The 25,263-nt window shown below is 39.4% G+C and carries 24 protein-coding genes, 1 other RNA gene and 1 other annotated feature; of the genes, 4 read left to right on the top strand and 21 right to left on the bottom strand.

Annotated features, from left to right (window positions below):
• Positions 1-4: 4 nt before the first annotated feature.
• Both cymR and ACNQFZ_RS16390 read right to left on the bottom strand, forming a co-directional pair.
• Positions 5-424 carry a cysteine metabolism transcriptional regulator CymR gene (gene cymR, locus ACNQFZ_RS16395; protein ID WP_458412394.1) on the bottom strand — a complete coding sequence of 140 codons (420 nt, stop codon included), beginning with the start codon at positions 422-424 and terminating at the stop codon, positions 5-7.
• Positions 425-550: 126 nt separating this feature from the next.
• The gene (locus tag ACNQFZ_RS16390; RefSeq protein ID WP_458412393.1) at positions 551-1,192 is read right to left on the bottom strand and encodes a YczE/YyaS/YitT family protein; all 642 of its coding nucleotides are present in this window, start codon (positions 1,190-1,192) and stop codon (positions 551-553) included.
• 159 nt (positions 1,193-1,351) lie between these two features.
• Between ACNQFZ_RS16390 and ACNQFZ_RS16385 the strand changes: the two genes are divergently transcribed.
• A complete protein-coding gene (locus tag ACNQFZ_RS16385) occupies positions 1,352-2,605 on the top strand; it encodes a replication-associated recombination protein A (protein ID WP_458415415.1) in 1,254 nt (417 codons plus the stop codon).
• 143 nt (positions 2,606-2,748) lie between these two features.
• Positions 2,749-3,459, top strand: a complete 711-nt coding sequence (locus ACNQFZ_RS16380) for an RsfA family transcriptional regulator (protein WP_458412392.1) — start codon at positions 2,749-2,751, stop codon at positions 3,457-3,459.
• Positions 3,460-3,504: 45 nt separating this feature from the next.
• Here ACNQFZ_RS16380 and ACNQFZ_RS16375 read toward each other — a convergent pair whose 3' ends face one another.
• The 11 genes from ACNQFZ_RS16375 to ACNQFZ_RS16325 all read right to left on the bottom strand — a co-directional run bounded on the left by ACNQFZ_RS16375 (position 3,505) and on the right by ACNQFZ_RS16325 (position 17,160).
• Positions 3,505-4,269: a tRNA threonylcarbamoyladenosine dehydratase gene (locus tag ACNQFZ_RS16375; RefSeq protein ID WP_458412391.1), complete on the bottom strand. Its 765-nt coding sequence runs from the start codon at positions 4,267-4,269 to the stop codon at positions 3,505-3,507.
• A gap of 171 nt (positions 4,270-4,440) precedes the next feature.
• Positions 4,441-4,646, bottom strand: a non-coding RNA gene (gene ssrS / locus ACNQFZ_RS16370) — 6S RNA.
• 96 nt (positions 4,647-4,742) lie between these two features.
• Positions 4,743-6,515, bottom strand: coding sequence for an aspartate--tRNA ligase (gene aspS / locus ACNQFZ_RS16365; protein ID WP_458412390.1), 1,773 nt, complete (start codon positions 6,513-6,515; stop codon positions 4,743-4,745).
• A 19-nt stretch (positions 6,516-6,534) separates the two neighbouring features.
• Positions 6,535-7,803, bottom strand: coding sequence for a histidine--tRNA ligase (gene hisS, locus ACNQFZ_RS16360; RefSeq protein WP_458412389.1), 1,269 nt, complete (start codon positions 7,801-7,803; stop codon positions 6,535-6,537).
• 63 nt (positions 7,804-7,866) lie between these two features.
• Positions 7,867-8,106 (bottom strand) — a binding site (T-box leader).
• Positions 8,107-8,243: 137 nt separating this feature from the next.
• The gene (locus ACNQFZ_RS16355) at positions 8,244-8,429 is read right to left on the bottom strand and encodes an RNA polymerase subunit sigma-70 (RefSeq protein WP_458412388.1); all 186 of its coding nucleotides are present in this window, start codon (positions 8,427-8,429) and stop codon (positions 8,244-8,246) included.
• Positions 8,430-8,665: 236 nt separating this feature from the next.
• On the bottom strand, positions 8,666-9,106 hold the full coding sequence (gene dtd / locus ACNQFZ_RS16350) for a D-aminoacyl-tRNA deacylase (RefSeq protein ID WP_458412387.1): 441 nt from the start codon (positions 9,104-9,106) through the stop codon (positions 8,666-8,668).
• Positions 9,107-9,188: 82 nt separating this feature from the next.
• A complete protein-coding gene (locus ACNQFZ_RS16345; RefSeq protein ID WP_458412386.1) occupies positions 9,189-11,390 on the bottom strand; it encodes a RelA/SpoT family protein in 2,202 nt (733 codons plus the stop codon).
• A 140-nt stretch (positions 11,391-11,530) separates the two neighbouring features.
• The gene (locus ACNQFZ_RS16340) at positions 11,531-12,043 is read right to left on the bottom strand and encodes an adenine phosphoribosyltransferase (RefSeq protein ID WP_458412385.1); all 513 of its coding nucleotides are present in this window, start codon (positions 12,041-12,043) and stop codon (positions 11,531-11,533) included.
• Positions 12,043-14,400, bottom strand: a complete 2,358-nt coding sequence (gene recJ, locus ACNQFZ_RS16335; protein ID WP_458412384.1) for a single-stranded-DNA-specific exonuclease RecJ — start codon at positions 14,398-14,400, stop codon at positions 12,043-12,045. Before recJ ends, ACNQFZ_RS16340 begins: the two co-directional genes overlap by 1 nt.
• A gap of 77 nt (positions 14,401-14,477) precedes the next feature.
• Positions 14,478-16,745: a protein translocase subunit SecDF gene (gene secDF / locus ACNQFZ_RS16330; RefSeq protein WP_458412383.1), complete on the bottom strand. Its 2,268-nt coding sequence runs from the start codon at positions 16,743-16,745 to the stop codon at positions 14,478-14,480.
• Positions 16,746-16,878: 133 nt separating this feature from the next.
• A complete protein-coding gene (locus tag ACNQFZ_RS16325) occupies positions 16,879-17,160 on the bottom strand; it encodes a post-transcriptional regulator (RefSeq protein ID WP_458412382.1) in 282 nt (93 codons plus the stop codon).
• A gap of 113 nt (positions 17,161-17,273) precedes the next feature.
• Here ACNQFZ_RS16325 and spoVB point away from each other — a divergent pair, with 113 nt between their 5' ends.
• Positions 17,274-18,857 carry a stage V sporulation protein B gene (gene spoVB, locus ACNQFZ_RS16320; RefSeq protein WP_458412381.1) on the top strand — a complete coding sequence of 528 codons (1,584 nt, stop codon included), beginning with the start codon at positions 17,274-17,276 and terminating at the stop codon, positions 18,855-18,857.
• Between the two features lie 28 nt (positions 18,858-18,885).
• Here the strand turns inward: spoVB and ACNQFZ_RS16315 are convergent, their stop codons facing one another.
• Entirely contained in the window at positions 18,886-19,548 is a 663-nt protein-coding gene (locus ACNQFZ_RS16315) for a DUF421 domain-containing protein (protein WP_458412380.1), read from the bottom strand.
• Positions 19,549-19,717: 169 nt separating this feature from the next.
• Between ACNQFZ_RS16315 and ACNQFZ_RS16310 the strand changes: the two genes are divergently transcribed.
• Positions 19,718-20,098 carry a TIGR04086 family membrane protein gene (locus ACNQFZ_RS16310; protein WP_458412379.1) on the top strand — a complete coding sequence of 127 codons (381 nt, stop codon included), beginning with the start codon at positions 19,718-19,720 and terminating at the stop codon, positions 20,096-20,098.
• Between the two features lie 43 nt (positions 20,099-20,141).
• On the opposite strand, the gene yajC is transcribed toward ACNQFZ_RS16310, so the two are convergent.
• The 7 genes from yajC to ACNQFZ_RS16275 all read right to left on the bottom strand — a co-directional run bounded on the left by yajC (position 20,142) and on the right by ACNQFZ_RS16275 (position 25,247).
• Positions 20,142-20,408, bottom strand: a complete 267-nt coding sequence (gene yajC, locus ACNQFZ_RS16305; protein ID WP_458412378.1) for a preprotein translocase subunit YajC — start codon at positions 20,406-20,408, stop codon at positions 20,142-20,144.
• Positions 20,409-20,510: 102 nt separating this feature from the next.
• Positions 20,511-21,650, bottom strand: a complete 1,140-nt coding sequence (gene tgt, locus ACNQFZ_RS16300; protein WP_458412377.1) for a tRNA guanosine(34) transglycosylase Tgt — start codon at positions 21,648-21,650, stop codon at positions 20,511-20,513.
• A gap of 18 nt (positions 21,651-21,668) precedes the next feature.
• Entirely contained in the window at positions 21,669-22,697 is a 1,029-nt protein-coding gene (gene queA, locus ACNQFZ_RS16295; protein WP_458412376.1) for a tRNA preQ1(34) S-adenosylmethionine ribosyltransferase-isomerase QueA, read from the bottom strand.
• 31 nt (positions 22,698-22,728) lie between these two features.
• Positions 22,729-22,920 carry a DUF2905 domain-containing protein gene (locus ACNQFZ_RS16290; protein ID WP_458412375.1) on the bottom strand — a complete coding sequence of 64 codons (192 nt, stop codon included), beginning with the start codon at positions 22,918-22,920 and terminating at the stop codon, positions 22,729-22,731.
• Complete coding sequence (ruvB, locus tag ACNQFZ_RS16285; protein ID WP_458412374.1) at positions 22,920-23,918, bottom strand: Holliday junction branch migration DNA helicase RuvB; 999 nt, start codon at positions 23,916-23,918, stop codon at positions 22,920-22,922. The genes ACNQFZ_RS16290 and ruvB overlap by 1 nt, the downstream gene beginning before the upstream one ends.
• A gap of 14 nt (positions 23,919-23,932) precedes the next feature.
• Positions 23,933-24,544: a Holliday junction branch migration protein RuvA gene (ruvA, locus tag ACNQFZ_RS16280; protein ID WP_458412373.1), complete on the bottom strand. Its 612-nt coding sequence runs from the start codon at positions 24,542-24,544 to the stop codon at positions 23,933-23,935.
• A gap of 124 nt (positions 24,545-24,668) precedes the next feature.
• The gene (locus ACNQFZ_RS16275) at positions 24,669-25,247 is read right to left on the bottom strand and encodes a BofC C-terminal domain-containing protein (RefSeq protein ID WP_458412372.1); all 579 of its coding nucleotides are present in this window, start codon (positions 25,245-25,247) and stop codon (positions 24,669-24,671) included.
• Positions 25,248-25,263: the final 16 nt, after the last annotated feature.

Raw genomic sequence — 25,263 nt, 5'->3', positions numbered from 1 at the left:
CTCTTTAAATGTAAAACATATAGGCATCTTGACTATTATCGCCCTCATAATCTGCTAAATACTGAAGGGTTGTCGTATCTAATACATCCTTGACCGCATCTCTAATTTTTATCCATAGCTCACGTTTTGCCGGTTCTTCATCTTCCAGGACCTCAACAGGACTAATCGGTCCTTCGAGCACGCGAATAATATCACCCGCTGTAATTTTTTCAGCTTCTCTAGCTAAAATATAACCACCATATGCTCCACGTACACTTTTCACTAAGCCTGCATTACGTAGCGGTGCAATCAATTGTTCCAAATAATGTTCAGAAAGATCATGGTCCTTAGCGATATTCTTAAGTGGAATCGGACCTTCACCTTGTTTTTTTGCAAGAGCAATCATGATTGTTAAACCGTAGCGCCCTTTTGTAGAAATTTTCACAGCTTTCACCTCTATATTAATATCATCAAATACAATATCCGACACAATTAGGCATAATCATCGCTATTATACCATGAATTTAGATACAACTACATTGTTTGAAGGTTTTTACTATTCTCAACCAAATTATAGACTTTTTCCGACCTCAGTCATGGAAGCTGTCTTGCGTACCACCCAGCTATTCGTAATCTTTTGACACTGCGGCAACGCAAATCCTGTGACATGACCAATCGTTAAACAAACGATAATCGTTCCAATGCCAACAGGACCACCCAACAACCAGCCTGCTGTTAATACAATTATTTCCATCATAAAGCGAATCCATTGCACCTTTATTTTTGTCTTTTGCATAAGAACCAACATGAGACTGTCTCTTGGACCTGTGCCGACATTGGCTGAAATATAAATGGCCATCCCATACGCCATTAGAATAATACCGCCCGATAACATCAATAGTTGGCCGACCAATGTAGCAGGTGTTTTTAGCCATGGAATTAATAAATAAATGTCGGTAAAAATTCCACATAAAAGCATATTTAAAAAAGCACCTAATTTTGGAAATACTTTTGCTAGTATAGCCGACGTACTAAGGACAACAATCCCAATCATAATCGACCAGCTGCCAATGGTTAAACCAATCTGTTTATATAAGCCGATATGAAGCACATCCCATGGAGCACTGCCGAGGTCAGCCTGAATGACTAAAACAATACCAAAGGTCATCACTAACAGTCCTACTAAATAAACGAACCACTTTTTCAAGTTCATCCTTCTTTCGCCAAATATATAGATTATGATATTTTAGCATGATGCTCGGAAATTTGAAATGAAAGTGATTCGTTGTATGATAAAGTATAAGGATAGGAACAATTGAGGTGATGAAAGTTGTTGTTTGATTTTTATGTCGTGGAACCTCTCTCATACAGAATGAGGCCTCGTAATATAGATGAAGTTGTCGGTCAAAAGCATGTGATTGGCAAAGGTACGTCACTTTACAAAATGATTCATAATGGTTTTGTCCCATCGATGCTATTATATGGACCGCCCGGAGTCGGCAAAACATCAATCGCCAAAGCCATCGCCGGTACAGTTGAATTTCCATTTACAGCAGTAAATGCAACAACAGCTGGGAAAAAGGATTTAGAGGATGCTGTTGAAACGGCAAAGACAGAAGGAAAATTAATTTTATTTATTGATGAAATTCATAGATTTAATAAAGCACAACAAGACTTTCTCTTGCCACATGTTGAACGTGGATTAATAACATTAATTGGGGCAACAACGGAAAACCCGTTCCACGATGTCAACCCTGCGATTAGAAGCAGATGTGGTCAGATTAAAGAATTAAAACCGCTGGCTCCATCAGACTTGGAGGAATTATTACAACGCGCCCTTTCTGATAAAGAGCGAGGATTAGGGAAAATGAACATCAATATGGCAAACGAAGCCGTGCAGATGATTGCTTCCTCTACAAACGGGGATGCCCGATCAGCTTTAAACATTCTTGAAGAGGTTGTCCAAGCATCCAATGAGAAGGATTCTGAAATCATTACCATTGATCTAGAGGTAGTCAAAGAATGTGTTGAAAATAAAGGATTTTCTCATGATAAACATGGTGATCTTTATTATTCGCTGCTTTCCTGCCTACAGAAATCAATTAGGGGAAGCGATGTCTCGGCAGCACTTCATTACCTTGCTCGATTAATAGAAGGCGGGGATTTAACTTCCATTTGCCGAAGGCTTTTGGTCATCGCCTACGAGGATGTTTCCCTTGCTTCCCCAGAAGTTGGTGTACATACAGTTGCGGCTATCAATGCTGTAGAACGTCTAGGATTACCGGAAGCTAGAATTCCACTTGCTAACATTGTCATTGAACAATGTTTATCAGCTAAATCGAATAGTGCTTATAAAGCTTTAGATTTAGCATTGCAAGATGTAAGAAATGGAGCAAGTGGAGAAATCCCGATGCATTTGCGGGATGCCCATTACAATGGTGCGGCTGTATTGGGACATGGTGCAGGTTATAAATACCCACATGATTATCCAAATTCATGGGTCAATCAACAGTATTTGCCTGATGCCCTTAAAGACAGAAAATATTATTCTCCAAAGGAAAGCGGCCAGGAAAAGCATTTTGCCAAGGTTTACGAAAGGCTGGAGCAGTTGAAGAAGGGGAAATGATTCCCGTTTTCTCGCTTCAATCTAAACCAATTCTACTTTTATAAACTTTTCATTCCCAAAAACTATCATCATAGCATCTAGAAAGTATAATCATATAAAAATTGGGCAAACTACTAGAAAATAAAATCAGGGAGTTGAAATTTATGAAAGTAAGACAGGATGCCTGGTCACATGAAGATGACCTTCTACTGGCAGAAACGGTACTGCGGCATATCCGTGAAGGTAGCACACAATTAAATGCATTTGATGAAGTTGGCGATAAATTAAATCGGACCTCTGCCGCCTGTGGATTCCGCTGGAACGCTGAGGTACGGAAAAAATATCACCAAGCTATGGAACTTGCAAAAAAACAACGGAAAGAGCGGAAACGTGCGCTTGCTTTGCAAGTACAAGAGCGAAGTGAAGTACAACCCAATAGTATTGAATCGGTCCATGCACAAGTACAACCCAATGAAAGAACACAAACCTATGCCTCGTATTATGATGATATAGAAGAACAACCATTTACTAAAGAAGTAGAAACTATGCAAGAAATGGCAACTGAACTAAATTTAGAGACGGTCATCTCTTACCTCTACTCCATTAAAAATATGGGAATAAACTCTCATATTCTACAGTCTGAAAATGACAGACTTAACAAAGAGAACAAACATTTAGTAGAAGAAAAAGAAAAACTCGATAAAAAGTTACAGAGATTAAAGCAGGAAAATAGAATGATACAAGAAGATTATCAATCACTTGTCCAAATTATGGATCGAGCAAGGCGGATGGTTTCATTTTCTGATGAAGGAAACATTAGCCCGCAGGTGTTTACAGAACAGCATGATACTGATTATGGACAAATTGCAAAATGAGGCTGAATGGTCAGCCTCATTTTTTCTGTTCAGCTCCAGGTTTTCTTATTCCGGTGCAACTCTATTTATTTTTATGTCCTTTAAAATTTCCTTCACAACATATGCTCCCATGATTAAACCAGCAGTGGATGGGCAAAATGCATTGGATGCAGGCGGCATTTTTGCTTTTCTAATTGCTGAATTCTCATTGGCAATTTCTTTTCTAATTTCTTCACGAATAACGATTGGGCTTTCATCTGAAAACACAACAGGGATGCCTTTACGAATGCCTTCTTTGCGAAGCTTCTGCCGTACAATCTTAGCAATTGGATCTGTATGGGTTTTGGAAATGTCGGCGATTCGAAAACGTGTTGGATCCATTTTGTTTGCCGCACCCATGCTTGAAATAATCGGGATGTTACGTTTTAAGCACTCTTTCATTAAATGGATTTTATAGATGATAGTATCCGATGCGTCGATTACATAATCTAATCCATAATTAAAAATTTCCTCATAGGTTTCTTCTGTGTAAAACATTTTTAAGGCAATGACTTCACACTCTGGGTTAATGTCGGCAATTCTTTCTTTCATTAGTTCAGCTTTTGATTGTCCAATTGTAGATAATAAGGCGATAAGCTGGCGATTAACATTCGTGATGTCGACATCATCTTTGTCAATTAATACTAAGCGGCCAATCCCTGTACGTGCTAATGATTCTGCCGCAAATGAGCCGACACCGCCAATCCCTAAGACAGCAACAGTCGTATTTTTAAGTAAATCTAAACCTTCTTTGCCAAAAGCTAATTCATTTCTTGAAAATTGATGTAACAAAGGTTTCACTCTCCAAAATTTATGTAATAGTAATGTTATTTCCTAATAGTAAAGCAATCATACAAAGGTACTTTTCCTATAATTTTACTTGGAAAACTAGCAAATAACAAGGAAACTTTTTGCACGTAAAAAACCCTAAGCAAAATTGCTTAGGGCTGAAGTTTCATCTTTTAAAGTCCCGATCCGTGTCGTCACTCCGCCTTTGTTTGAACCCGCTTATCGCAGGTGGGTGCTCTGTTTCATGGCTTTGTGCTTCCTCTGGGCGGCAAATGCCAGCTTCCGAATGAGGCGTGTACGTAGCCTGAAAACTCCAAACTCCCTTAGTTTCAATGTTCGGTCAAAACTAATAGGTTAAATAACGTGCACCTCAGGACTTTGTAAATAAATAGTATCATACCCAAATCATAATATCAATAATATTTACGAGATTGACCAATTTTTACCATTTATTAAACATTTTATTATAGTTACTTTTACAATTTAACTTGTAAATTCAACTCTAATAATTGATCATGACTTACAAAGCTTGGTGCATTTGTCATAATATCGCTTGCACTCGCTGTTTTAGGGAACGCTATTGTGTCACGAAGGTTTGTGCGACCTGCTAATAGCATAACAAAACGGTCTAAACCAATCGCAATACCACCATGTGGAGGTGTTCCATATTCAAACGCATCTAATAGGAAGCCAAATTGTTCACGTGCTTCATCTTCTGGTAAGCCAAGAACTTTAAACATTTTTTCTTGAATATCACGTTCATAAATACGAGAAGATCCACCGCCAAGCTCATAGCCGTTTAATACAATATCATAGGCTTGGGCATGTACTTCACCAGGGTTTGTATCCAACAACGGAATCTCTTCACGTACTGGCATTGTGAATGGATGATGGGCAGCAAAATAACGTCCAGCCTCAGGATCAAACTCTAATAGTGGCCAATCTGTTACCCAAAGGAAATTAAATTTTGTTTCATCGATTAATTGCAAGTCTCTAGCAAGCTTTTGACGAAGAGCACCTAAGCTATCGGCTACAACTTGTTTAGAGTCCGCTACTAACATTAATAAATCTCCAGCTTCAGCTTCAAGCGTCTTTTGGATAGCTGCTTGCTGTTCTTCATTGAAGAATTTTGCAATAGGACCTTTAAGGCCGTCTTCTTCCACCTTAAACCAGGCTAAGCCTTTAGCTCCATAGCGACTTACATACTCTACTAGAGAGTCGATATCTTTTCTAGAGTATTTTTCAGCTGCCCCTTTAACATTGATGGCTTTTACTTGTCCACCGCCGGATAAAGCATTGGAAAATACTTTAAAGTCGGAATCCTTCACAATCTCACCTACATCAACAAGCTCCATAGCAAAGCGAGTATCAGGCTTATCAGAGCCATAACGTGACATTGCTTCTGCATAAGTCATACGTGGGAATGGTGTAGCAATATCGATTCCTTTCACTACTTTTAACACCTTTGTCATCATTTTTTCCATTAAGGTAATTAAATCTTCTTTATCTAAAAACGATGTTTCAATATCGACTTGTGTAAATTCAGGCTGACGGTCAGCACGAAGGTCTTCATCACGGAAACAACGGGCAATTTGATAATAACGGTCAATACCTGAAACCATTAATAACTGTTTGAAAAGCTGTGGTGATTGTGGCAATGCGTAAAATTGACCTTCATGAACACGGCTTGGTACTAAATAATCACGTGCCCCTTCTGGCGTGCTTTTTGTCAAAATTGGTGTTTCCACATCTAAGAAACCATGCTCGTCTAAGAAATTACGGATTGTTGTTGATACTTGATGACGCATTTGTAATGTTTTAAACATTTCAGGGCGGCGAAGATCAAGATAACGATATTTTAAGCGAAGCTCTTCAGAAGCATCAACATCTTCCTCAATTAAAAATGGCGGTGTTTTTGAGGCATTGATAATTTCAATTTCTTGAGCTTGAATTTCAATTGTTCCTGTAGGAATGTTTTTATTATATGTCCCTTCCGCACGGGCAACTACTTTTCCTTTAATATCTAAAACAAACTCACTTCTTGCACGGTCAGCTGTTTTGACATTTTCTTCTCCAGATACTTCTGGGCTGAAAACGACTTGAACAATACCAGTGCGGTCTCTTAAATCGATAAAAATAAGACCCCCTAAGTCACGGCGCTTTTGTACCCAACCTTTTAATTGCACGACTTCTCCTACATGTGATTCCCGTAATTCACCACAATAATGGCTTCTACCTAATTGTGACATTTCCTTTTCCTCCTAAAATTTAGCTTCTCTCTAGTAAATACTCAATAAAGTTTGCAAGCTGAACCTCTTGCTGTGTACCAGTTGCCATGTCCTTTACATTGATGGCATTTTTCGCTAGCTCATCTTCGCCGAGTACGGCAACATATTTTACATTTAAGCGGTCTGCCGCTTTAAATTGTGCTTTCATTTTTCGATCTTGGTAGTCTTTATCAGCTATAAATCCTGCTTTTCTTAGTTCATATAAAAGCGAAGTTGCTTTGTCTTTTGCTTCTTCCCCAAGGGCCACTATATAGCAATCGAGTGCCTTATCAATCGGCAGGCTTACGTTTTCTGCTTTCAATGCCAATAACAGTCTTTCAATACTTAGCGCGAAGCCGATTCCCGGCGTTGGCGGGCCTCCAATTTCTTCTGCCAAGCCATTATAGCGGCCTCCACCCATTAATGTTGTGATGGCACCAAAGCCTTCAGCATCACTCATAATTTCAAAGGCAGTGTGATTATAATAATCCAAGCCGCGCACCAATCCTGGATCAATTTCATATTCAACACCCATGGCCGTTAAATACATTTTTACCTTTTCAAAAAAGTTCCGTGACTCCTCATTTAAATACTCTAAAATCGATGGAGCTGATTTCATTAATTCATGGTCACGGTCTTTTTTACAATCGAGAATCCGCATCGGATTTTTTTCAAGCCTGTTTTGACAATCCGAACAAAATTCACCAATCCGAGGCTGAAAATGATTGATCAGCGCTTGGCGGTGCTCTTTGCGGCTTTCGATATCACCTAAGCTGTTAATGACCAACTTTAAATGCTTTAAGCCAAGTTCACGGTAAACATCCATGGCTAAAGCGATGACTTCGGCATCAATCGCAGGATCATTGCTACCCAATGCCTCTACGCCAAATTGGACAAATTGACGCCAACGGCCCGCTTGTGGCCGCTCATAGCGAAACATCGGTCCTACGTAAAATAGCTTAACAGGCTGATTTGGATCACCAAACATTTTATGCTCAACAAAGGAACGAACAGTTGGTGCTGTTCCTTCAGGCCTTAAGGTCATACTACGACCGCCGCGATCTTCGAAAGTATACATCTCTTTTTGGACGATATCTGTTGTTTCACCGACACCTCTTTTGAATAGCTCTGTTTGTTCAAAAATCGGTGTCCGGATTTCACTATAATTGTATCGTTTACACATCTCTCGCATTTTTTGTTCAACATACTGCCATTCCTCTACAACGCCCGGCAAGATATCCTGTGTACCGCGTGGAATGTTAATCGACATTTTATCTACCTCCCATTCAAAAAGTGCAAGACAATTAAAAAAACTCCCATCCCTACATATAAATGTAGGGACGAGAGTTTATTCCCGTGGTGCCACCCTAGTTGAAGCTGCAATAATCCTTCTGCCGCTTCCACTCGCTCAGTTAACGCCTGAAACGTCCATCTCCTACTAAGCAATGGCTTTTCAGAGTGAAACCTAAGGAGTGTTCTTCGTCAAGTCATCATGGAGAAATGCTTTCAGCCCTTGGCATTTCCTCTCTATCCACGTGTAATCTTAATTACTTTTCTCCGTTATCGGTTCAAAATTTTTATGTATAGGCTCTTAACCTAGATTTAGTCTGCATGAAAAAGTTTGCGATTTTATTCGATATTTTTTTTGCATTGATTATTATGTTACGTATGAATAACGATATTGTCAAGAGGCTTTAACGAAGTTGATTGTTAACTCCGCCCCATCTTCTTTTTTAAATTTTTAACGGATCTAAGGTCTACTCCGAACTCTTGTGCCAACTCCATATTGGTTGACGACTGTTCCTCCTGCAAAAAATCATGAAAATCAACACCAAATAATTGATTCACAGGATTCCCGGTAACTTCCCCTTTAGCACTATAGCGCATCATCTTCATCCTTTCATTGCCACAGCTAATCATTTAGTCTTGTATTAGCATGTCCATATTAAGCTAAATAATTTCACTTTGTGACAAAGAATTGTGATTATCACCCAAATAGCGCTTATCGTTCTTTTCGTAATGATCTATGCGTTTAATCATCACCAAGGCTGGCATTCCGATTTTTTCGTGATGATATATGCGTTTTATCATCACCAAAGTTGGCGTTCGAGATTTTTCATGATGATAAAAAGTTATTTGCTATCAAGAATCAAAGTAACCGGACCATCGTTGATTAAAGAAACAGCCATCATCGCTCCGAATTGCCCGGTTTCAACAACGACTCCTTTAGCTTGAAGACATTCATTAAATTTTTCATAAAGCTCATTTGCGAGGTCGGGTTTTGCAGCTTCCATAAAGTTCGGCCTTCTTCCTTTCCGGCAATCTCCATATAACGTAAACTGCGAAATCGATAAGATTTCACCGCCTACATCCAGCAATGACAAATTCATTTTACCTTCTTCATCTTCGAAAATGCGAAGGTTGACGATCTTTTCAGCCATATATTCAGCATCCTCGATTGTATCGCTGTGCGTGATACCGACCAAGAGCACGAGTCCTGATTGAATTCTCCCTACAATTTCGTTGTTTACTTGTACATTCGCTTCTTTTGATCTTTGTACGACTACTCTCATTGAAAATACTCCTTTATCCACTCAAATTCGGTGATTTACAACATAAAAGACGACCCTACATCCAAGGCCGCCTTTCTCTAACTTACTGCATAATTCTCCGTACAGAATAAATATCTGGAATTGATTTAATCCGATCCGCAATCTTTTGCAAGTGATTCACATTTAGGATTGGAATCGAGATATCGATGGTGACGACCTTATTGCGGTCTGTTCGGCCCGATACGGCTGTGATATTGGTTTTAGCCTCATTGATGGCCTGGAGGACCTCATTTAATAAGCCGCGGCGGTCATAGCCGGTTATTTCAATATCAACATTATATGTTTTCCCTTCCTCACCGCTGCCTTCCCATTCAACAGGCAATAGTCTTTCTTTTGCTTCCTCAGAAATAATGTTCGGGCAATCTGTGCGATGAACAGACACGCCTCTGCCTTTGGTGATGTATCCAACAATATCATCTCCAGGAACAGGGTTGCAGCATTTCGATAACCGTACAAGCAAATTATCAACACCTTTGACAACCACACCTGTATCCTTTTTCTTTTTGTGAGGGATACTTTTTACCTCTGAAACAGCCTTTAACAGAGACTCTTCAAGCTGCACTTGGTCCTTTTTGCGACGCAGCTTTTCCGTTAATCTCGTTGCAATTTGTGCAGCCGTGATACCGTTATATCCAACTGCAGCATACATATCTTCTTCATTGGTAAAATTAAATTTCTGTGCCACACGGTTTAAGTTTTCCGTTGTTAAGACATCTTTTAACTCGAAGTCATGCTTTATAATTTCTTTTTCCACTAGCTCGCGGCCTTTTTCAACATTTTCTTCGCGGCGTTGCTTTTTGAAAAACTGGCGAATTTTATTTTTAGCCTGTGATGTCTGACAAATCTTGATCCAATCCTGTGAAGGTCCAAATGACTGTTTGGATGTTAAAATTTCAATAATATCGCCAGTTTTTAAAACATGATCAAGCGGGACCATTTTGCCGTTTACCTTTGCTCCGATCGTTTTATTGCCGATCTCGGTGTGAATTCTGTATGCAAAATCAATCGGCACTGAACCTCTCGGCAATTCATAAACATCGCCCTTAGGTGTAAAAACAAAGACCATATCAGAAAACAAATCGATTTTTAACGATTCCATGAATTCTTCGGCATCATTTGTATCCTGCTGCCACTCCAAAATCTCACGGAACCAGCCAAGTTTTTCTTGTAAATTTTCTTGGTTTTGTTTAATTTGTTTGCCCTCTTTGTAAGCCCAATGGGCCGCAATCCCATACTCTGCAATTTCATGCATTTCATACGTGCGAATTTGCACCTCGAGCGGGTCACCCTTGGGACCAATTACGGTCGTGTGCAAGGATTGATACATATTGGCCTTCGGCATGGCAATATAATCCTTAAATCTTCCCGGCATCGGCTTCCAGCAAGTATGAATGACACCAAGAACTGCATAACAATCCTTGATACTTTCAACCAAAACCCTTACCGCTAAAAGGTCGTAGATTTCATTAAATTGTTTATTTTGAAGTACCATTTTTCGATAAATACTGTATATATGCTTTGGACGGCCCGAAATATCTGCTTGTAAGTGAACTTCATCTAAGCGCTTACGAATTTCAGCGATGACCTCTGTTACCTGATTTTCTCGTTCAGCGCGCTTATTTTTCATTAAGTTAACGATGCGATAATATTGTTGCGGATTCAAATATCGTAATGCAGTATCTTCAAGTTCCCACTTAATCGTCGATATACCAAGACGATGGGCTAGCGGTGCAAATATTTCAAGCGTTTCATTTGAAATACGTCTTTGCTTTTCAGGAGGTAAATGCTTCAGTGTACGCATATTGTGAAGACGGTCTGCAAGCTTGATGAGGATTACTCGAATATCTTGCGCCATTGCAATAAACATTTTTCGGTGGTTTTCAGCTTGTTGCGCTTCTTTCGATTTATACTTAATTTTCCCCAGCTTTGTCACACCATCAACCAACATTGCGACTTCTTTATTAAATTCGTGTTCAATATCCTCTAATGTTATTTCTGTATCCTCAACCACATCATGAAGGAACCCTGCTGAAACGGTAACAGGGTCCATTTCAAGTTCAGCCAAGATGCCGGCAACTTGAATAGGATGGATTATATACGGTTCACCTGACTTGCGGTATTGGTCTTGGTGGGCAGCTTCTGCATACTTATAAGCTGACGCAGCAAACTCAACATCCTCCTCAGGTAAATATCGTCTTAAAAGGTCCAATACTTGTTCAATTGTAAGTACTTGTTCATTAGCCATAAAATCACCTAATATTCTATCACGATTAGAAAAACACCTTATTTAATCTATTATCGTGAAAGAATCACATAATGTAAAGTATAATGAAAAAATTAAAGTAAAAAAATAAAGAGTACTGCAACGAGCACTCTTTTTAACCTCTAATATTGCATTAAGGTTAGAACATCATAGTCCTTTAATTTAGAACGACCTTCTAAATATGTTAGCTCCACTAAAAATGCCAATCCTGCTACAACGCCACCAAGCTGCTCTACCAAGCGAATACTAGCATCCATCGTACCACCTGTAGCTAACAGGTCATCTATGATTAAGACACGCTGACCAGGTTTAATAGCATCTTTGTGCATTGTTAAAACGTCTTTTCCATATTCAAGGCCATATTCAACACGGATCACTTCTCTAGGAAGTTTTCCCTCTTTACGAACAGGTGCAAAACCAATCCCTAATGCATAAGAAACAGGACAGCCCACAATAAAGCCACGGGCCTCCGGTCCAACGATAACATCTATATCCTTCGTCTTCGCAAATTCAACAATTTCATCAACAGCTTTTTTAAATGCCGGACCATGATCCATCAACGGTGTAATATCTTTAAATTGAATTCCCTTTTTCGGCCAATCGGGAACTAAAGCAATGTAATCTTTGAAATTCATTAAACTACTTCCTCCTCTAATTTACGGGACGTTTGCATAACTTGATCAAACCAATCTTTTAAAGATTGATAAGAAGAGTACACCAATTCCGCTTCCATTTGTAATGATTCATACTTTCGGCTATAGGTTTTCGAGACGGAAAAATCCTTTTTAGCTGGATTTTTCACAAGGGAAATAAGACCATTCTCTATTTTAGCAAATTCCAAATCAAAAAACACCTGTGTCATAAAATGAATTGTTTCTTTTGACCAGCCCTTTTTTCTTGAAAGTGCATCCGCATACTTTATCACATTAAATGGCTGTTGTTTTAATAAAAAGCTGTAATACCATTTAAAATGATCCCGCGTTGGCATCGTACTAAAGAAATGTTCTTCTTCATGGTCGAAGACTGCATAAATTCTTTCAGGTAAAACATTCCACAAAAGTTTTTTTAGTATAATTGCTTCATATGGTAAATCTAAAAATACTAGTGATTTGCCATTTTTATCAATTCGATTGATGGCAGCCTCATCTTCCACGAGTATAATGTGTTTTTTCCAGTCGTCCAATTGCAAGCGAGAAATTGTCTCTTCTCTAAATGCTATGATTGAAAACAGGTTGAGGTCATAGGGCTGCAATTGTTTTTTTATTTCTGTTTTACCCCTAAAATCAAATAATTGCCATTCATCAACAGCAGCATCCTTGAGCATAAATTGTGGTTTTCTAAATCCATTCCATTCATTTATCGACAGTTCTCCGGCAACCTTTAAGCTTGATAATGGTGAAATCTCATCAGCTAAATAGCCATAGCCAAAGCCGACTGCATCTAACACTTCACCGTTTTGCTCTAAAATCATTTTTAGATGGTTCATTTGAGTGCCTATTTTCCGTATTTGCTGCAATGAGATATTTTCGATTGCAACGACAGGCTTCGAATTACCAACACCAAACGGTGCAAGCTGCAGCATTTCTTCAATCGTCGCTATACTGATATCGTTCAGGCTGCAAGCCAAATCAATATTCATTACAGGTGTAAGATCCTCTTCATCTAAAATTTCGCGGGCAAAGCTATTGAGTCGCTCCCGTAATACTTCAACATCTTCAATCGCAAGCGTCATTCCAGCGGCCATAGCATGTCCACCAAAGTGAGGAAGAATGTCCCGACATTTGGATAGATTTTCAAACAGGTTGAAGCCTTGAATACTTCTTGCCGACCCTTTTGCCACACCTTTTTCATAATCTAGATTTAGTATAATCACAGGGCGATAATACTTTTCTACTAATCTAGAGGCAACAATCCCGATTACACCCGGATTCCAACCCTCCTTGGCAATCACCAAGACCGCATTTTCATCGGCAGGAAGACGCTCCACTTCCTGAATCGCTTCTTCAGTAATTTCATTAACCAATTGTTGCCGATCGCGGTTGATTTCATCGATTTCAGCGGCAATCATTTCTGCTTCTTCATCAGATTCAGTCATTAATAATTCTACAGCAGGATCAGCAGAGCCAAGGCGGCCAACAGCATTAATTCTTGGTCCAATAGTAAAACCAATCGTTTCCTCATTAATTTCCTTGTCTTCACTACCAGCTGCTTTAAGAAGCGCTCGTAAACCTGGATTAGTTGTATTTTGCATCGCTTTAATTCCAAAGCTTGCAATTAAACGATTTTCATCCTGCAATGGTACTAAGTCAGCAATCGTACCAATCGCTGCAAATTCAAGCAAATGCAGAGGAATGCGCCCTAATAAAGCATGTGCTACTTTAAATGCTACTCCAACACCAGCCAATTCACCGAATGGATAGTTCCCCCCTGGTTTACGTGGGTGAATAATGGCAAAAGCATCAGGAAGTTCAGGAGAGGGCTCATGGTGATCTGTAATAATAAGGTCTAGACCTACCTCTTTTGCTACCTTCGCTTCATGAAGAGCCGAAATCCCATTATCGACCGTTATAATGACTTGATAGCCTTCATTTTTAGCCCACCGAAATGCAGCCTCATTTGGGCCATAACCTTCCGAAAAACGGTTTGGAATATAGAAATCAACTCTTGCCCCTTTTTCCTCTAGAGCTCTTAGCATAACCGTTGTGCTTGAAACGCCGTCAGCATCATAATCTCCATAAACGAGTACTTTTTCATTATTTTCAATTGCTTGCTCTATTCTGGCAACGACAACATCCATTGAATCTAATAAAAACGGATCATGAAAATGTGCAATATCTTTATTAATAAAAGCTTGTGCTGCATTGTTAGTGGTAATTCCTCGATTTACTAAAAGTTTAGCAACAAGCGGGGAAATATGAAGTTCTGTGATAAAAGCTTGTACAATTGTATCTTCACTTTCTTGGATAACCCAACGATTTTTTGATTGTAACAAAAAAACCACTCCCTAACCTGTTTATTATACTAAAAAGGCATTGGGAGTGGCAATTGGATATATTTTTTTATACTTTTTTACACTTGCGGTTCAGGATCTACGTCAGATTCTTTCCGCTTAGGTTTTGTTTTTCCTAATGCTTTCGCTTTTAAAACTAACCATATCTGTGCAGCAATAAAGATTGATGAATAGGTTCCGAAAATCAACCCAATTAAAAGTCCGAATGAGAAGTTGCGGATTGATTCAGCCCCGAATATCCACAGCGTTACCGAAGCAATCACAACGGTTAATACAGTGTTGATTGAACGGGCCATTACCTGAATCAAGCTTTTGTTGACAATTTCCGCTAAATCCTCATATGTTTTTATACGTTTCTTTATTTTCATATTTTCGCGAATCCGGTCAAACGTAACAATCGTATCGTTAATCGAGTAACCGACAATCGTTAATATCACCGCAATAAAGGTTAAATCAACTTCTATGCGCAAAATACTAAAGACAACAATAATCAAGAAAGCATCATGAAGGAGCGATACAATCGCCGCAAGTCCGAACCGCCATTCAAAGCGGACGGCTACATAAATAATAATCCCGAGCGAAGCCAACATAATCCCCTTGAAGGCATTCATGGCCAACTCTTTACCAACCGTTGGCGACACAGTACTAATATTTGGCTCCACTCCATATTTATCAAGGAAATGAGCTTTTACCTTAGCGATTTCTTCTTTTGAAAGAACACCAACGAATCGAGAGATGCTCATATCATTATTTTGACCAGCTAATGTAATATCTTCAGCTTTATAGCCTAATGTATCAAATTCTTTCGTAAGTACCTCTTTTGTTAACTTATGAGTAGGTGACTGGATTTCAACCCTTGTACCACTCGCAAAATCAATACCAAGGTTCAAACCAAAAATCATAATCACGATGGCACCAACAACCGTAAGCGTACCTGATAACCAGAAAAAGAACTTGTGCGGTTTAATAAAGTCTGCCTTGGCAAGCGGACCTTGAACGACAATTTCCTCATCACTATTTTCATTGATGTCACGGATTTGGCTCTTTTTCACGCCAAACCAGCCTGGCTTATTATTTAATAAGCGGCTATTCACCCATAGTTGCAAGAGGATGCGGGATCCCCAAACAGCTGTCAGGAAGCTGACTAATATACTGATGATTAACACTGTTGCAAACCCTTTTACAGAACTTGTCCCATAAACGAATAATACACCGGCAGCTAAAATAGTTGTTAAGTTCGCATCAAGAATGGTTGCGAAGGAATTGTGCGTTCCTGCTCTGAATGCTGACATAACTGATTTTCCCGTTCGCATTTCTTCTTTTATCCGCTCGTAGGTGATGATGTTGGCGTCTACCGCCATACCAACCCCCAGAATTAAAGCTGCGATTCCCGGCAATGTTAGAACTGCATTCATCCAATCAAATACAACTAAGATTAGCCAAATATATACAGTTAAAGCAACGATTGCAATAAACCCAGGGAAACGATAATAGAACAGCATGAACAAATAAATTAAGGCAATCCCAATCAGCCCAGCGAAGATCGTATCATGTAATGCTTGTTCCCCAAATGATGCCCCAATTGATGTTGAGAAAACTTCGTGCAAATCAACCGGCAATGAACCTGCGTTTAAAAGGTCGGCTAATTGTTTTGCTTCCTCAATTGTAAAGTTACCACTAATCATTACATTCTTCGTATTTAATACTTGGTTAACATTTGCAGCTGATAAATACTTAGGATGTCCATTCTTATTCTGACTTTCTTTAGCAAAGGAGTCCGTACCCTCAATAAAGTCAAGCCAAATAACTAATAAATTATTTGGTTTCATATTCAATATTTGCTGAGTAACCTGGCCAAATTTGTCGGCGTCTTTAAGTGTCAGTGTTACAATCGGCTGATTATTTTGATCAAACGATTGTTTAGCACCGCCTTCTTCCAAGTCGGAACCATCTAATAATTTGTGGTCATAGACGTCTCTAAATGTAAGCTTTGCTTGTGTAGATAATATTTCACGTGCTTTTTCTTGGTCTTTCACGCCTGCTAATTGTACGCGAATTCGGTCATTTCCTTCAATTTGGATAATCGGCTCGCTAACACCCAAGACGTTAATCCGCTTATTCAACGCACTAACCGTACTTAACAATAATTCGCGGTCGACTTTTTGATGTTCATTAATCGGCTTTACTTCATAAAGAATTTCAAAGCCGCCTTGAAGATCAAGACCTAGCTTAATGTTTTTTAGGACCCCATTTGTAGTGAAACCCAACATACTCCCTAGCAGTAGGACGATCAAGAAAAATGCTAAAATCCGTCCTCTTTTGACCATATACGCTCCTCCTTTAAACATGAAAACAACGGGACTTTATCCCGTTCAATAAAAACAAAAAACTATATGTAAAGATAATTTCAATATGTCCATTATAGAAAACTGGTGTCCAATATGTCAATTTGTTCTTCTATTAGCTATTATTTTCATAATGACTAAAATAATCTGGCCCTTTAAACGCTTCGATTGTCAAATAACTCATATATTCACTTGCTGAAAGAGATAAAATGTCGGCTACAACCTCATGAAGATATTTATCTACTTTTTTCTTCCACTTTTTCTTTTGTAAACAAGCCCAAATTTCCTGTAATGAGACACGGTCATACCCTAACAACCGAAACTCTTCCATTTTACTTTCAAGTGCCGGCTCTACTTGGTTCTTATAATATTCCACAGGATGTTTATTTTCATCCATAAAAGCCCCTCCTCATCTAAGCTTTGAAAAATAAACTTGTCATGCTTGCCCTAGACAAAAGCATATACATTATTGTAACGAATATCGCTAGATTTTTGAAGGTAGGGACGAAAATGTCTAACAGATATAAACAAAGTTTTTTACGGGGAACATTGATCTTGATTTTAGCAGGATTAATTACCCGCTTCCTCGGTTTCGTGAATCGCATCGTAGTTGCCAGAATCATGGGAGAAGAAGGCGTTGGTCTTTACATGATGGCTTTACCTACCTTTATATTAACCATTACGCTCACCCAATTAGGTCTTCCTGTAGCCATTTCAAAACTTGTTGCAGAAGCAGATGCGATAGGCGACCAGCGCAAGATAAAAAAAATTCTCGTTGTTTCATTGTCGATTACCGGCGTGACCAGTATCATATTTACAACTGGGATGATTTTGCTGGCACCGCTTTTATCCAATACCCTTTTAACAGATCAGCGCACATACTACCCATTAATCGCAATTGCACCCGTCGTGCCGATCATTGCCTTATCATCGGTTTTACGCGGCTACTTCCAAGGGCTGCAAAACATGCGCCCTGCTGCTTATTCACAGGTACTAGAGCAAGTCGTAAGGATTGCTTTAGTAGCTATTTTTACCAAAGCACTTATGCCCTATGGAGTTGAGTTCGCTGCCGCAGGTGCAATGATTTCTGCTGTATGCGGTGAGCTCGCCTCGTTAGTATTTATGCTGACGATGTTTAAACTGAAAAAACAAATCAAAGTCCGCCGCAACTTTTTTAAGCAAATCAAAGCAGGTAAGAGCACATTGGATGATCTTTTAAGAATCGCCTTGCCAACGACAGGAAGCAGATTAATTGGTTCCATTTCTTATTTTTTCGAACCAATCGTTGTTTCACAAAGCTTGGCCTTGGCAGGTGTGGCAACAGCAATTGCTACAATCCAATATGGCGAACTGACAGGGTATGCCATTCCGCTCCTTCTCTTGCCATCCTTTGTCACCACCTCATTATCAGTTTCATTGGTACCTGCTATAAGTGAGGCAGCTGCGAGAGGACAGACGCTCGTAATTGAACACCGCTTACAGCAGGCATTACGATTAACCTTGGTGACGGGAGGTCTATCCACTGTTATATTATATGTGTTAGCGACACCTATTATGGAATTGATGTTTAACACAACAAAGCCAGCCATATACGTACAGCTGATGGCACCATTCTTCCTATTATCCTACTTCCAAGGTCCATTACAAGCAACATTGCAAGCATTGGACCTTGCAAAAGCAGCGATGATTAACAGTTTAATTGGTGCCTTTGTTAAAATAGCAGCGATATTTGCCTTTGCCTCGAGACCTGAATTTGGCATTATGGGCGTTGCCATCGCGATTATTCTTGGAATATTGCTCGTTACATTACTCCATTTTGCAACTGTTATTAAAGCAATCAGCTATACGTTTTATGTAAAAGATTATCTAAAAAGTATAGCAACGATGGTCGCTTCGGGCTTCGTTGGCAGTTTTGTTTATAGACTCGTCTTTGTTGGTGCATCTCTTTCATTACGGATTGTAATAGCTATTATTATTACGTCTATTATCTATTGCTTTTTAATGATTACTTTCCGCTTAGTTATGCAGGAGGAAATAAAGAGAATCCCATATATTGGTGTGAAATTAGCCGTATTTTTTCCAAATAAAAAGTAAGGCAGCTCAAAAGCGTGAGCCTTACTTTTTATTGATCATCTTTAATATCAACCATAAGCTTGCCAGTATCATCAATCGAGCAATAAAATATTTTTTTGATGTCCTTGTATCCAATCCTACGCAATTCCTGTCTAAGCCATAGATTTGTTTTATGAATTCGCTTTAACTGGTCTTCTTGGACTACTCCATCCTTTATCAATGGAAATGGGACATTGGTTGCTGTATTTGTCGTTTTTAATTTATCCTTCTCAAATACAGATAGCTTTCCTGTCGTTTCAAGGATTGCAAATTCAACATCGGCGACATTTTTAATATCTTTTTCACGCAGCTGCGTGAGTAAATCGTCAAGATTATATCGCTGCTTCCGCATTTCTGCTTCATTTATTTGCCCTTGGTCAACAATGACGGAAGGCTTCCCATCCACTGCATCCCTTACTTTTTGGCTTTTAAGAGAAATAAGTGACAAGGTAAGCTGGATAAAAAGCAATAAAAACATCGGTAAGATTGTAATTAATAATGGTTTTTCCGGCTTCTCTATGGCCACAACCGCCATCTCCCCAATCATAATAAAGACAACCAAATCCAACAGACTTAATTCGCCAATCTCCCTTTTTCCCATCAGCCTGAAAATAATAACGAGCAATAAATAAAAAAGTAAGGTTCGAAATACAACAATCCATAAATGTTCCATATTGACCGCTCCTCATCAAGCACTTCTTCATTCTCTCGTTAGTTTGACCGTTAGCACAACAAACATAATACGTAGGTTTTTCCATTTTTTAATTCTAAAATTTGTCCCACTGAATAAGTTTTTAGTAAGGGTTAACCAACCTCTATGATATGGTGAAAGGGGCAGCAAAATGGCAAAGAACTCGTTTTCAGCAGTATTATATGGGGTCATTACGACCTTTATCATTGTACTAACATCCAGTATTGTGTTATCACTTTTACTTCGTTTTACAGATATCCAAGAATCGTCTTTAACATGGGTAATATTAGTGCTATCTTTTCTTGCCTTATTTATAGGAGGATTTGTTTCTGGAGGAAAAGGGAAGCAAAAAGGCTGGCTTGTTGGCGGCGGAACCGGTTTGTTATTCACATTGCTAGTTTTTCTAGTACAATTTTTAGGATATCAAACTAACTTTTCACTAGAACAAACGGCCTATCATATTGGCTATATTATTGTTGCGGTGTTTGGCGGTGTCATTGGGGTTAATATGACAGGGAAAAGAGCATCATAAAAAGCGGCCTTCACAATGTGAACGCCGCTTTTTTGTCGCTGGGCTATTCCTTTGGTTTCACTTCGCGAATAGCATTACGATCATATGTCAGTCTTGAGCCATCCCCACATTTGATGACAACTTTATCCTCATCAATTGAATCAATGATACCGTGTAGTCCACCAATTGTTACAACACGATCATTTTTCTGAAGACCTGATTGCATGGATTGTACAGACTTTTGACGTTTTTGCTGTGGACGAATTAGCAAAAAGTAAAAAATAACAAACATCGCCACCAATGGTAGCAATTGTACTAACGTATTTGACATCGAATTTCACATCCTTTCCTAGCTTGTCTATGTATTCATTAAACTTTATTCTACAACCATCCTAACTACGCTGTAAAAAAGTAAACACAAAGAACGCATGATTTAGAAGTTTTTCGCATCTGGACGATTAAATCCATATTTCTCGAAAAACTCTTCACGGAAATCTCCGAGGCGGTCCTCACGGATGGCTTGTCGAACGTTCTCCATTAAGTTTAACAGAAAATAGAGATTATGGTAAGTAGTAAGCCTTATTCCAAATGTTTCATTACATCTAATTAGATGACGGATGTAGGCACGTGTATAATTTTTACATACTTTACAACCACAATTTGGATCTAAGGGCGTAAAGTCGCGGGCATATTTAGCGTTGCGGACAACAAGGCGACCCTCACTTGTCATTACTGTACCATTTCTAGCAATCCTCGTTGGCAACACACAATCAAACATGTCGACACCACGGATAGCCCCATCAATTAAGGAATCAGGTGAGCCCACCCCCATTAAATAACGCGGTTTATTATTCGGAAGCAGTGGTGTTGTAAACTCCAGTACCCTGTTCATAACTTCCTTTGGTTCGCCGACAGATAGCCCACCAATTGCATAACCTGGGAAATCAAGGGAGACTAGATCTCTTGCACTCATTCTACGAAACTCTTCGTATTCTCCACCTTGAACAATACCGAACAACCCTTGATCCGCTTTTCTAGTATGTGCATTTAGACAGCGCTCAGCCCATCTGCTTGTCCGTTCCACTGACTTTTTCATATATTCTGGAGTTGCCGGAAATGGAGGGCATTCATCAAAAGCCATCATGATATCTGACCCTAATGCATTTTGAATTTGCATTGCTTTTTCAGGTGAAAGGAACAGCTTTTCCCCGTTTAAATGATTGCGAAAATGTACACCTTCCTCGGTTATATCGCGAAGATCACTTAAACTAAATACTTGGAAGCCGCCGGAATCTGTCAAAATCGAGCGATCCCAATTCATAAATTTATGAAGTCCACCTGCTTCTTGAACGATGTCCTCCCCTGGTCTTAACCAAAGATGGTATGTATTACTTAAAATAATGCCAGCTCCAAGCTCCCTTAATTCATCGGGGCTCATCGTCTTTACTGTGGCGAGCGTTCCAACAGGCATAAACACTGGCGTTTCGAATGTGCTATGCGGGGTTATTACCCGTCCAAGCCTTGCCCCCGTTTGTTTACATGTTTTGATCAATTCATACCGAATCGCTGTCACTTACATATTCTCCTTTCACTATATAATCAACATCGCATCGCCGAAGCTGAAAAAGCGATATCTTTCTTTAACCGCCGCTTGATAAGCATGTAATACATGTTCACGGCCCGCTAATGCACTAATCAGCATCATTAATGTTGATTTTGGTAGATGGAAGTTTGTCAGCATGCCATCAATCGCTTTGAACTCAAAGCCTGGGTAAATGAAAATGTTCGTCCATCCAGAAGCTTCCTGAAAATGACCGTCATAAAGGGAGGCAATCGTTTCCAATGTTCTTGTTGACGTTGTCCCAACTGAAATAATTTTCCTGCCCTCTGCTTTTACACGATTTAATAGCTCTGCTGTTTCTTTCGTCATTTGATAAAATTCCCCGTGCATGTCATGGTCTTCCACAGTGTCTGCACTTACGGGACGAAATGTGCCAAGACCTACATGGAGAGTGATAAAAGCTAGATGTACTCCTTTTTGCTTAATTTCTTCAAGGAGCTCTTTTGTAAAATGCAAGCCTGCTGTTGGAGCGGCTGCCGAGCCTCGTTCCCGAGCATAGACGGTTTGATAACGTTCTTGGTCCTCAAGCTGTTCTTTTATATAAGGTGGGAGCGGCATTTCTCCTAAGGAGTCTAAAACCTCATAAAAGATGCCTTCGTAAAGAAATTCAAATTCTCGGCCGCCATGGTCGCTTTCAGCGACACATTTTGCCTTTAAGCGGCCATCGCCAAAGGTGAGGACAGTGCCTACTTTTACACGTTTAGCGGGTTTTGCCAACGTTTCCCAACGATCATTTTCCACTTGTTTTAATAATAAAACCTCAATTTTGGCCCCCGTATCATCTTTCATACCATAAAGCCTTGCCGGTAACACGCGAGTATCATTTAAAACAAGGCAATCACCGGGGTGCAAAAACTCAAGTATACGTTTAAATTGTTCATGCTTATACTCGCCCGTTTCCTTATTAAGCACCATTAATCTCGAAGCCGTACGGTCTTCAAGCGGTGTTTGAGCAATAAGTTCTTCTGGCAAGTCAAAATCAAATAAATCAACCTTCATGAATGTTTATCTCCTTCTCTAGCTGAAACTATTACCGAAAGCGGCCAATCACATAAAAAATAAGCGATAATACAATGCTGACAATAATCGAAGTTACAATTGGAAAATAAAAGGTTGTATTGCCTTTCTTAAAAACAATATCTCCAGGAAGTCTGCCAATAAACTGCCATAGAAAACCTACGACGATGAGGACAACTCCCATGACCATTAACATTTTCCCCATTATTTAGGCACCTCCATATGAAAATGCTGATATACTTGAGGTGTTACAACCCGCCCTCGCGGCGTTCGCTGTAAAAAGCCAATTTGCAAAAGATAAGGTTCATAAACCTCCTCAATCGTCTGTGATTCTTCCCCAATTGTTGCAGCAATTGTATCCAGTCCGACCGGGCCGCCACGGAATTTCTCAATAATCCCCATCAACAGCTTATGGTCGATATGATCCAAGCCTAAACGGTCAACCTGTAGCATTTCCAATGAATGCACAGCTAAATCTCTCGTTATTGTACCATTTCCTTTTACTTGCGCAAAATCACGGACTCTTTTCAAAAGGCGATTGGCAATCCTCGGCGTCCCCCTTGAGCGCCGGGCGATTTCAACTGCTGCCTGACGTTCCATTTCGATTGCGAAAATATCAGCCGTTCGTTCCACGATATGTGCTAATTCTTCCACTTGATAATACTCCAAACGACAATGAACGCCAAACCGGTCGCGCAATGGCGCTGTTAACAAACCAACCCTTGTTGTTGCTCCGACTAATGTAAATGGGGGTAAATCAAGTCTAACAGACCTTGCCCCAGGCCCTTTTCCAATCACAATGTCAATGCAAAAATCTTCTAATGCGGAATAAAGGACCTCTTCCACACTTCGCTGCAGGCGGTGAATTTCATCAATAAACAAGACATCACCCGGCTCAAGTGATGTTAAGATTGCGGCCAAGTCACCAGGTCGCTCAATTGCAGGACCTGAGGTCGTTCTTATTTGTACATCCATTTCATTGGCAATAATCGTTGCTAAGGTTGTTTTCCCGAGTCCAGGCGGTCCATAAAGCAAAACATGATCCAATGACTCATTTCTCATTTTTGCTGCTTGAATAAACACTTTTAAATTTTGCTTTACTTTCTCCTGACCAATATATTGGGATAAAAACTTTGGCCGTAAGCTTTGTTCAAACAACTCTTCATCAGCGGTAAATTCACTTGAAACTAAGCGCTCATCCACTTAAAACACCTCCACTATTTAAGTAAGAGCTGCAGGGCTTTCTTTATGTATTGGTCTGTACGTAATTCTTCATTTTGTAACTGTGGAACGACTTTATTAATTTCTTTTTCCGCATACCCAAGCACTTTCAAAGCTTCCATTGCTTCCTCTAATTCATGAGAATATACGGTTGTATTTGCTATAAACTTTTCCGGCTCAAATAGGTCTGGCATTAGATCCGACATTAAATCATGTAATTTCCCTTTTAAATCCAATATCATTTGTCTAGCCGTTTTTTTGCCGACGCCAGGAAACTTAACTAAAAACTTTTCATTTTCGTCCTCGATTGCCTGCACAATCATTTGGGGCTGTCCGGCTGCTAGTATCGCAAGCGCCCCTTTAGGTCCAATGCCCGAAACATTTAATAATTTGGTAAAAAGCGACCGTTCCTGCCTTGTTTCGAAGCCATATAAACTAATGACATCCTCCCTAACATATTGGTAGGTATAGACTTTAATGGTTTCATATAGATTTTTTTGAAACAAAAATGGATTCGGTGTAATGATTTGATAACCTACTCCTGATACATCGATCACAATAAATTCTGGACTTACAAAATCAACTTTTCCATTTATAAATTCAATCAAAAAAATTCCTCTCCCTAAATGCTGAACTTGCGAACGTGCATTTCTAAATGCTTTTACCATTCTACCATATTCATTTGACGAGTAGAAGAAAAAGGGTTAGGCTCATGTGGCCTAACCCTGATGCTTACTGTTTAATTGCAAGAGTTTTAAAACTTTCAATTACCTGTATATAATGATCCTTTGAAACGACCGGAATCCCATTTTTCAATTCCTCCTGCTGCCTACTTTCAAGTTTACTAACATCAATTTGAAAGAAAGACTGGATGACTTCCTCAGATTCTGCTGGTACGCCTTTAAAGATCGTTAATATGCCGTCCTCTGATATACCGAAATAACCATTGGATTTCAGTAGTGGGGAGATATCGTCAATATTTTTTTTGAAAATCATTTGTCCTTCTTGTTGATCAACAAGCTGCCAGTCACGATATTGGGCCCAAAAATCCTCCATTGACCAAATGGTTTCTTTTACAACCTCCTCACTAGTATTACCATCAAGGTAATGAAGTTGTAAAATCACATTCACTGTTAATGGACCTGTTACTTCATCGGCTTTCATTTCCTGACTATTGATAGTCAAGTTTTCTTCCACTCCATTATTCGAAGCCACCGTATCATGATACATACAGAATAGTAAAATGCCACCAACGAAAATGCTAGCAAGTAAATACTTCACGGCATGAGCTCTTTTAAATAAAGGAGTCATCGTTTGTCACCTCGAA

This window comes from Schinkia acidoalkalinis, assembly GCF_054301215.1.
Note: the sequence above shows the minus strand (reverse complement) of the source record. Positions and strands in the feature narration are given on the sequence as shown.

Coding starts and splice junctions, on each gene's coding strand:
- hisS (WP_458412389.1), bottom strand. CDS start 7,803: ATGTCGATTAACATTCCACGCGGTACACAGGATATCTTGCCGGGCGTT.
- aspS (WP_458412390.1), bottom strand. CDS start 6,515: ATGTCACAATTAGGTAGAAGCCATTATTGTGGTGAATTACGGGAATCA.
- ACNQFZ_RS16390 (WP_458412393.1), bottom strand. CDS start 1,192: ATGAACTTGAAAAAGTGGTTCGTTTATTTAGTAGGACTGTTAGTGATG.
- spoVB (WP_458412381.1), top strand. CDS start 17,274: ATGTCTAACAGATATAAACAAAGTTTTTTACGGGGAACATTGATCTTG.
- ACNQFZ_RS16355 (WP_458412388.1), bottom strand. CDS start 8,429: ATGAAGATGATGCGCTATAGTGCTAAAGGGGAAGTTACCGGGAATCCT.
- yajC (WP_458412378.1), bottom strand. CDS start 20,408: ATGTCAAATACGTTAGTACAATTGCTACCATTGGTGGCGATGTTTGTT.
- ACNQFZ_RS16325 (WP_458412382.1), bottom strand. CDS start 17,160: ATGGATGAAAATAAACATCCTGTGGAATATTATAAGAACCAAGTAGAG.
- ACNQFZ_RS16345 (WP_458412386.1), bottom strand. CDS start 11,390: ATGGCTAATGAACAAGTACTTACAATTGAACAAGTATTGGACCTTTTA.
- queA (WP_458412376.1), bottom strand. CDS start 22,697: ATGAAGGTTGATTTATTTGATTTTGACTTGCCAGAAGAACTTATTGCT.
- ACNQFZ_RS16310 (WP_458412379.1), top strand. CDS start 19,718: ATGGCAAAGAACTCGTTTTCAGCAGTATTATATGGGGTCATTACGACC.
- ACNQFZ_RS16385 (WP_458415415.1), top strand. CDS start 1,352: ATGAGGCCTCGTAATATAGATGAAGTTGTCGGTCAAAAGCATGTGATT.
- ACNQFZ_RS16275 (WP_458412372.1), bottom strand. CDS start 25,247: ATGACTCCTTTATTTAAAAGAGCTCATGCCGTGAAGTATTTACTTGCT.
- ACNQFZ_RS16315 (WP_458412380.1), bottom strand. CDS start 19,548: ATGGAACATTTATGGATTGTTGTATTTCGAACCTTACTTTTTTATTTA.
- secDF (WP_458412383.1), bottom strand. CDS start 16,745: ATGGTCAAAAGAGGACGGATTTTAGCATTTTTCTTGATCGTCCTACTG.
- ACNQFZ_RS16340 (WP_458412385.1), bottom strand. CDS start 12,043: ATGAATTTCAAAGATTACATTGCTTTAGTTCCCGATTGGCCGAAAAAG.
- ACNQFZ_RS16380 (WP_458412392.1), top strand. CDS start 2,749: ATGAAAGTAAGACAGGATGCCTGGTCACATGAAGATGACCTTCTACTG.
- ACNQFZ_RS16290 (WP_458412375.1), bottom strand. CDS start 22,920: ATGGGGAAAATGTTAATGGTCATGGGAGTTGTCCTCATCGTCGTAGGT.
- dtd (WP_458412387.1), bottom strand. CDS start 9,106: ATGAGAGTAGTCGTACAAAGATCAAAAGAAGCGAATGTACAAGTAAAC.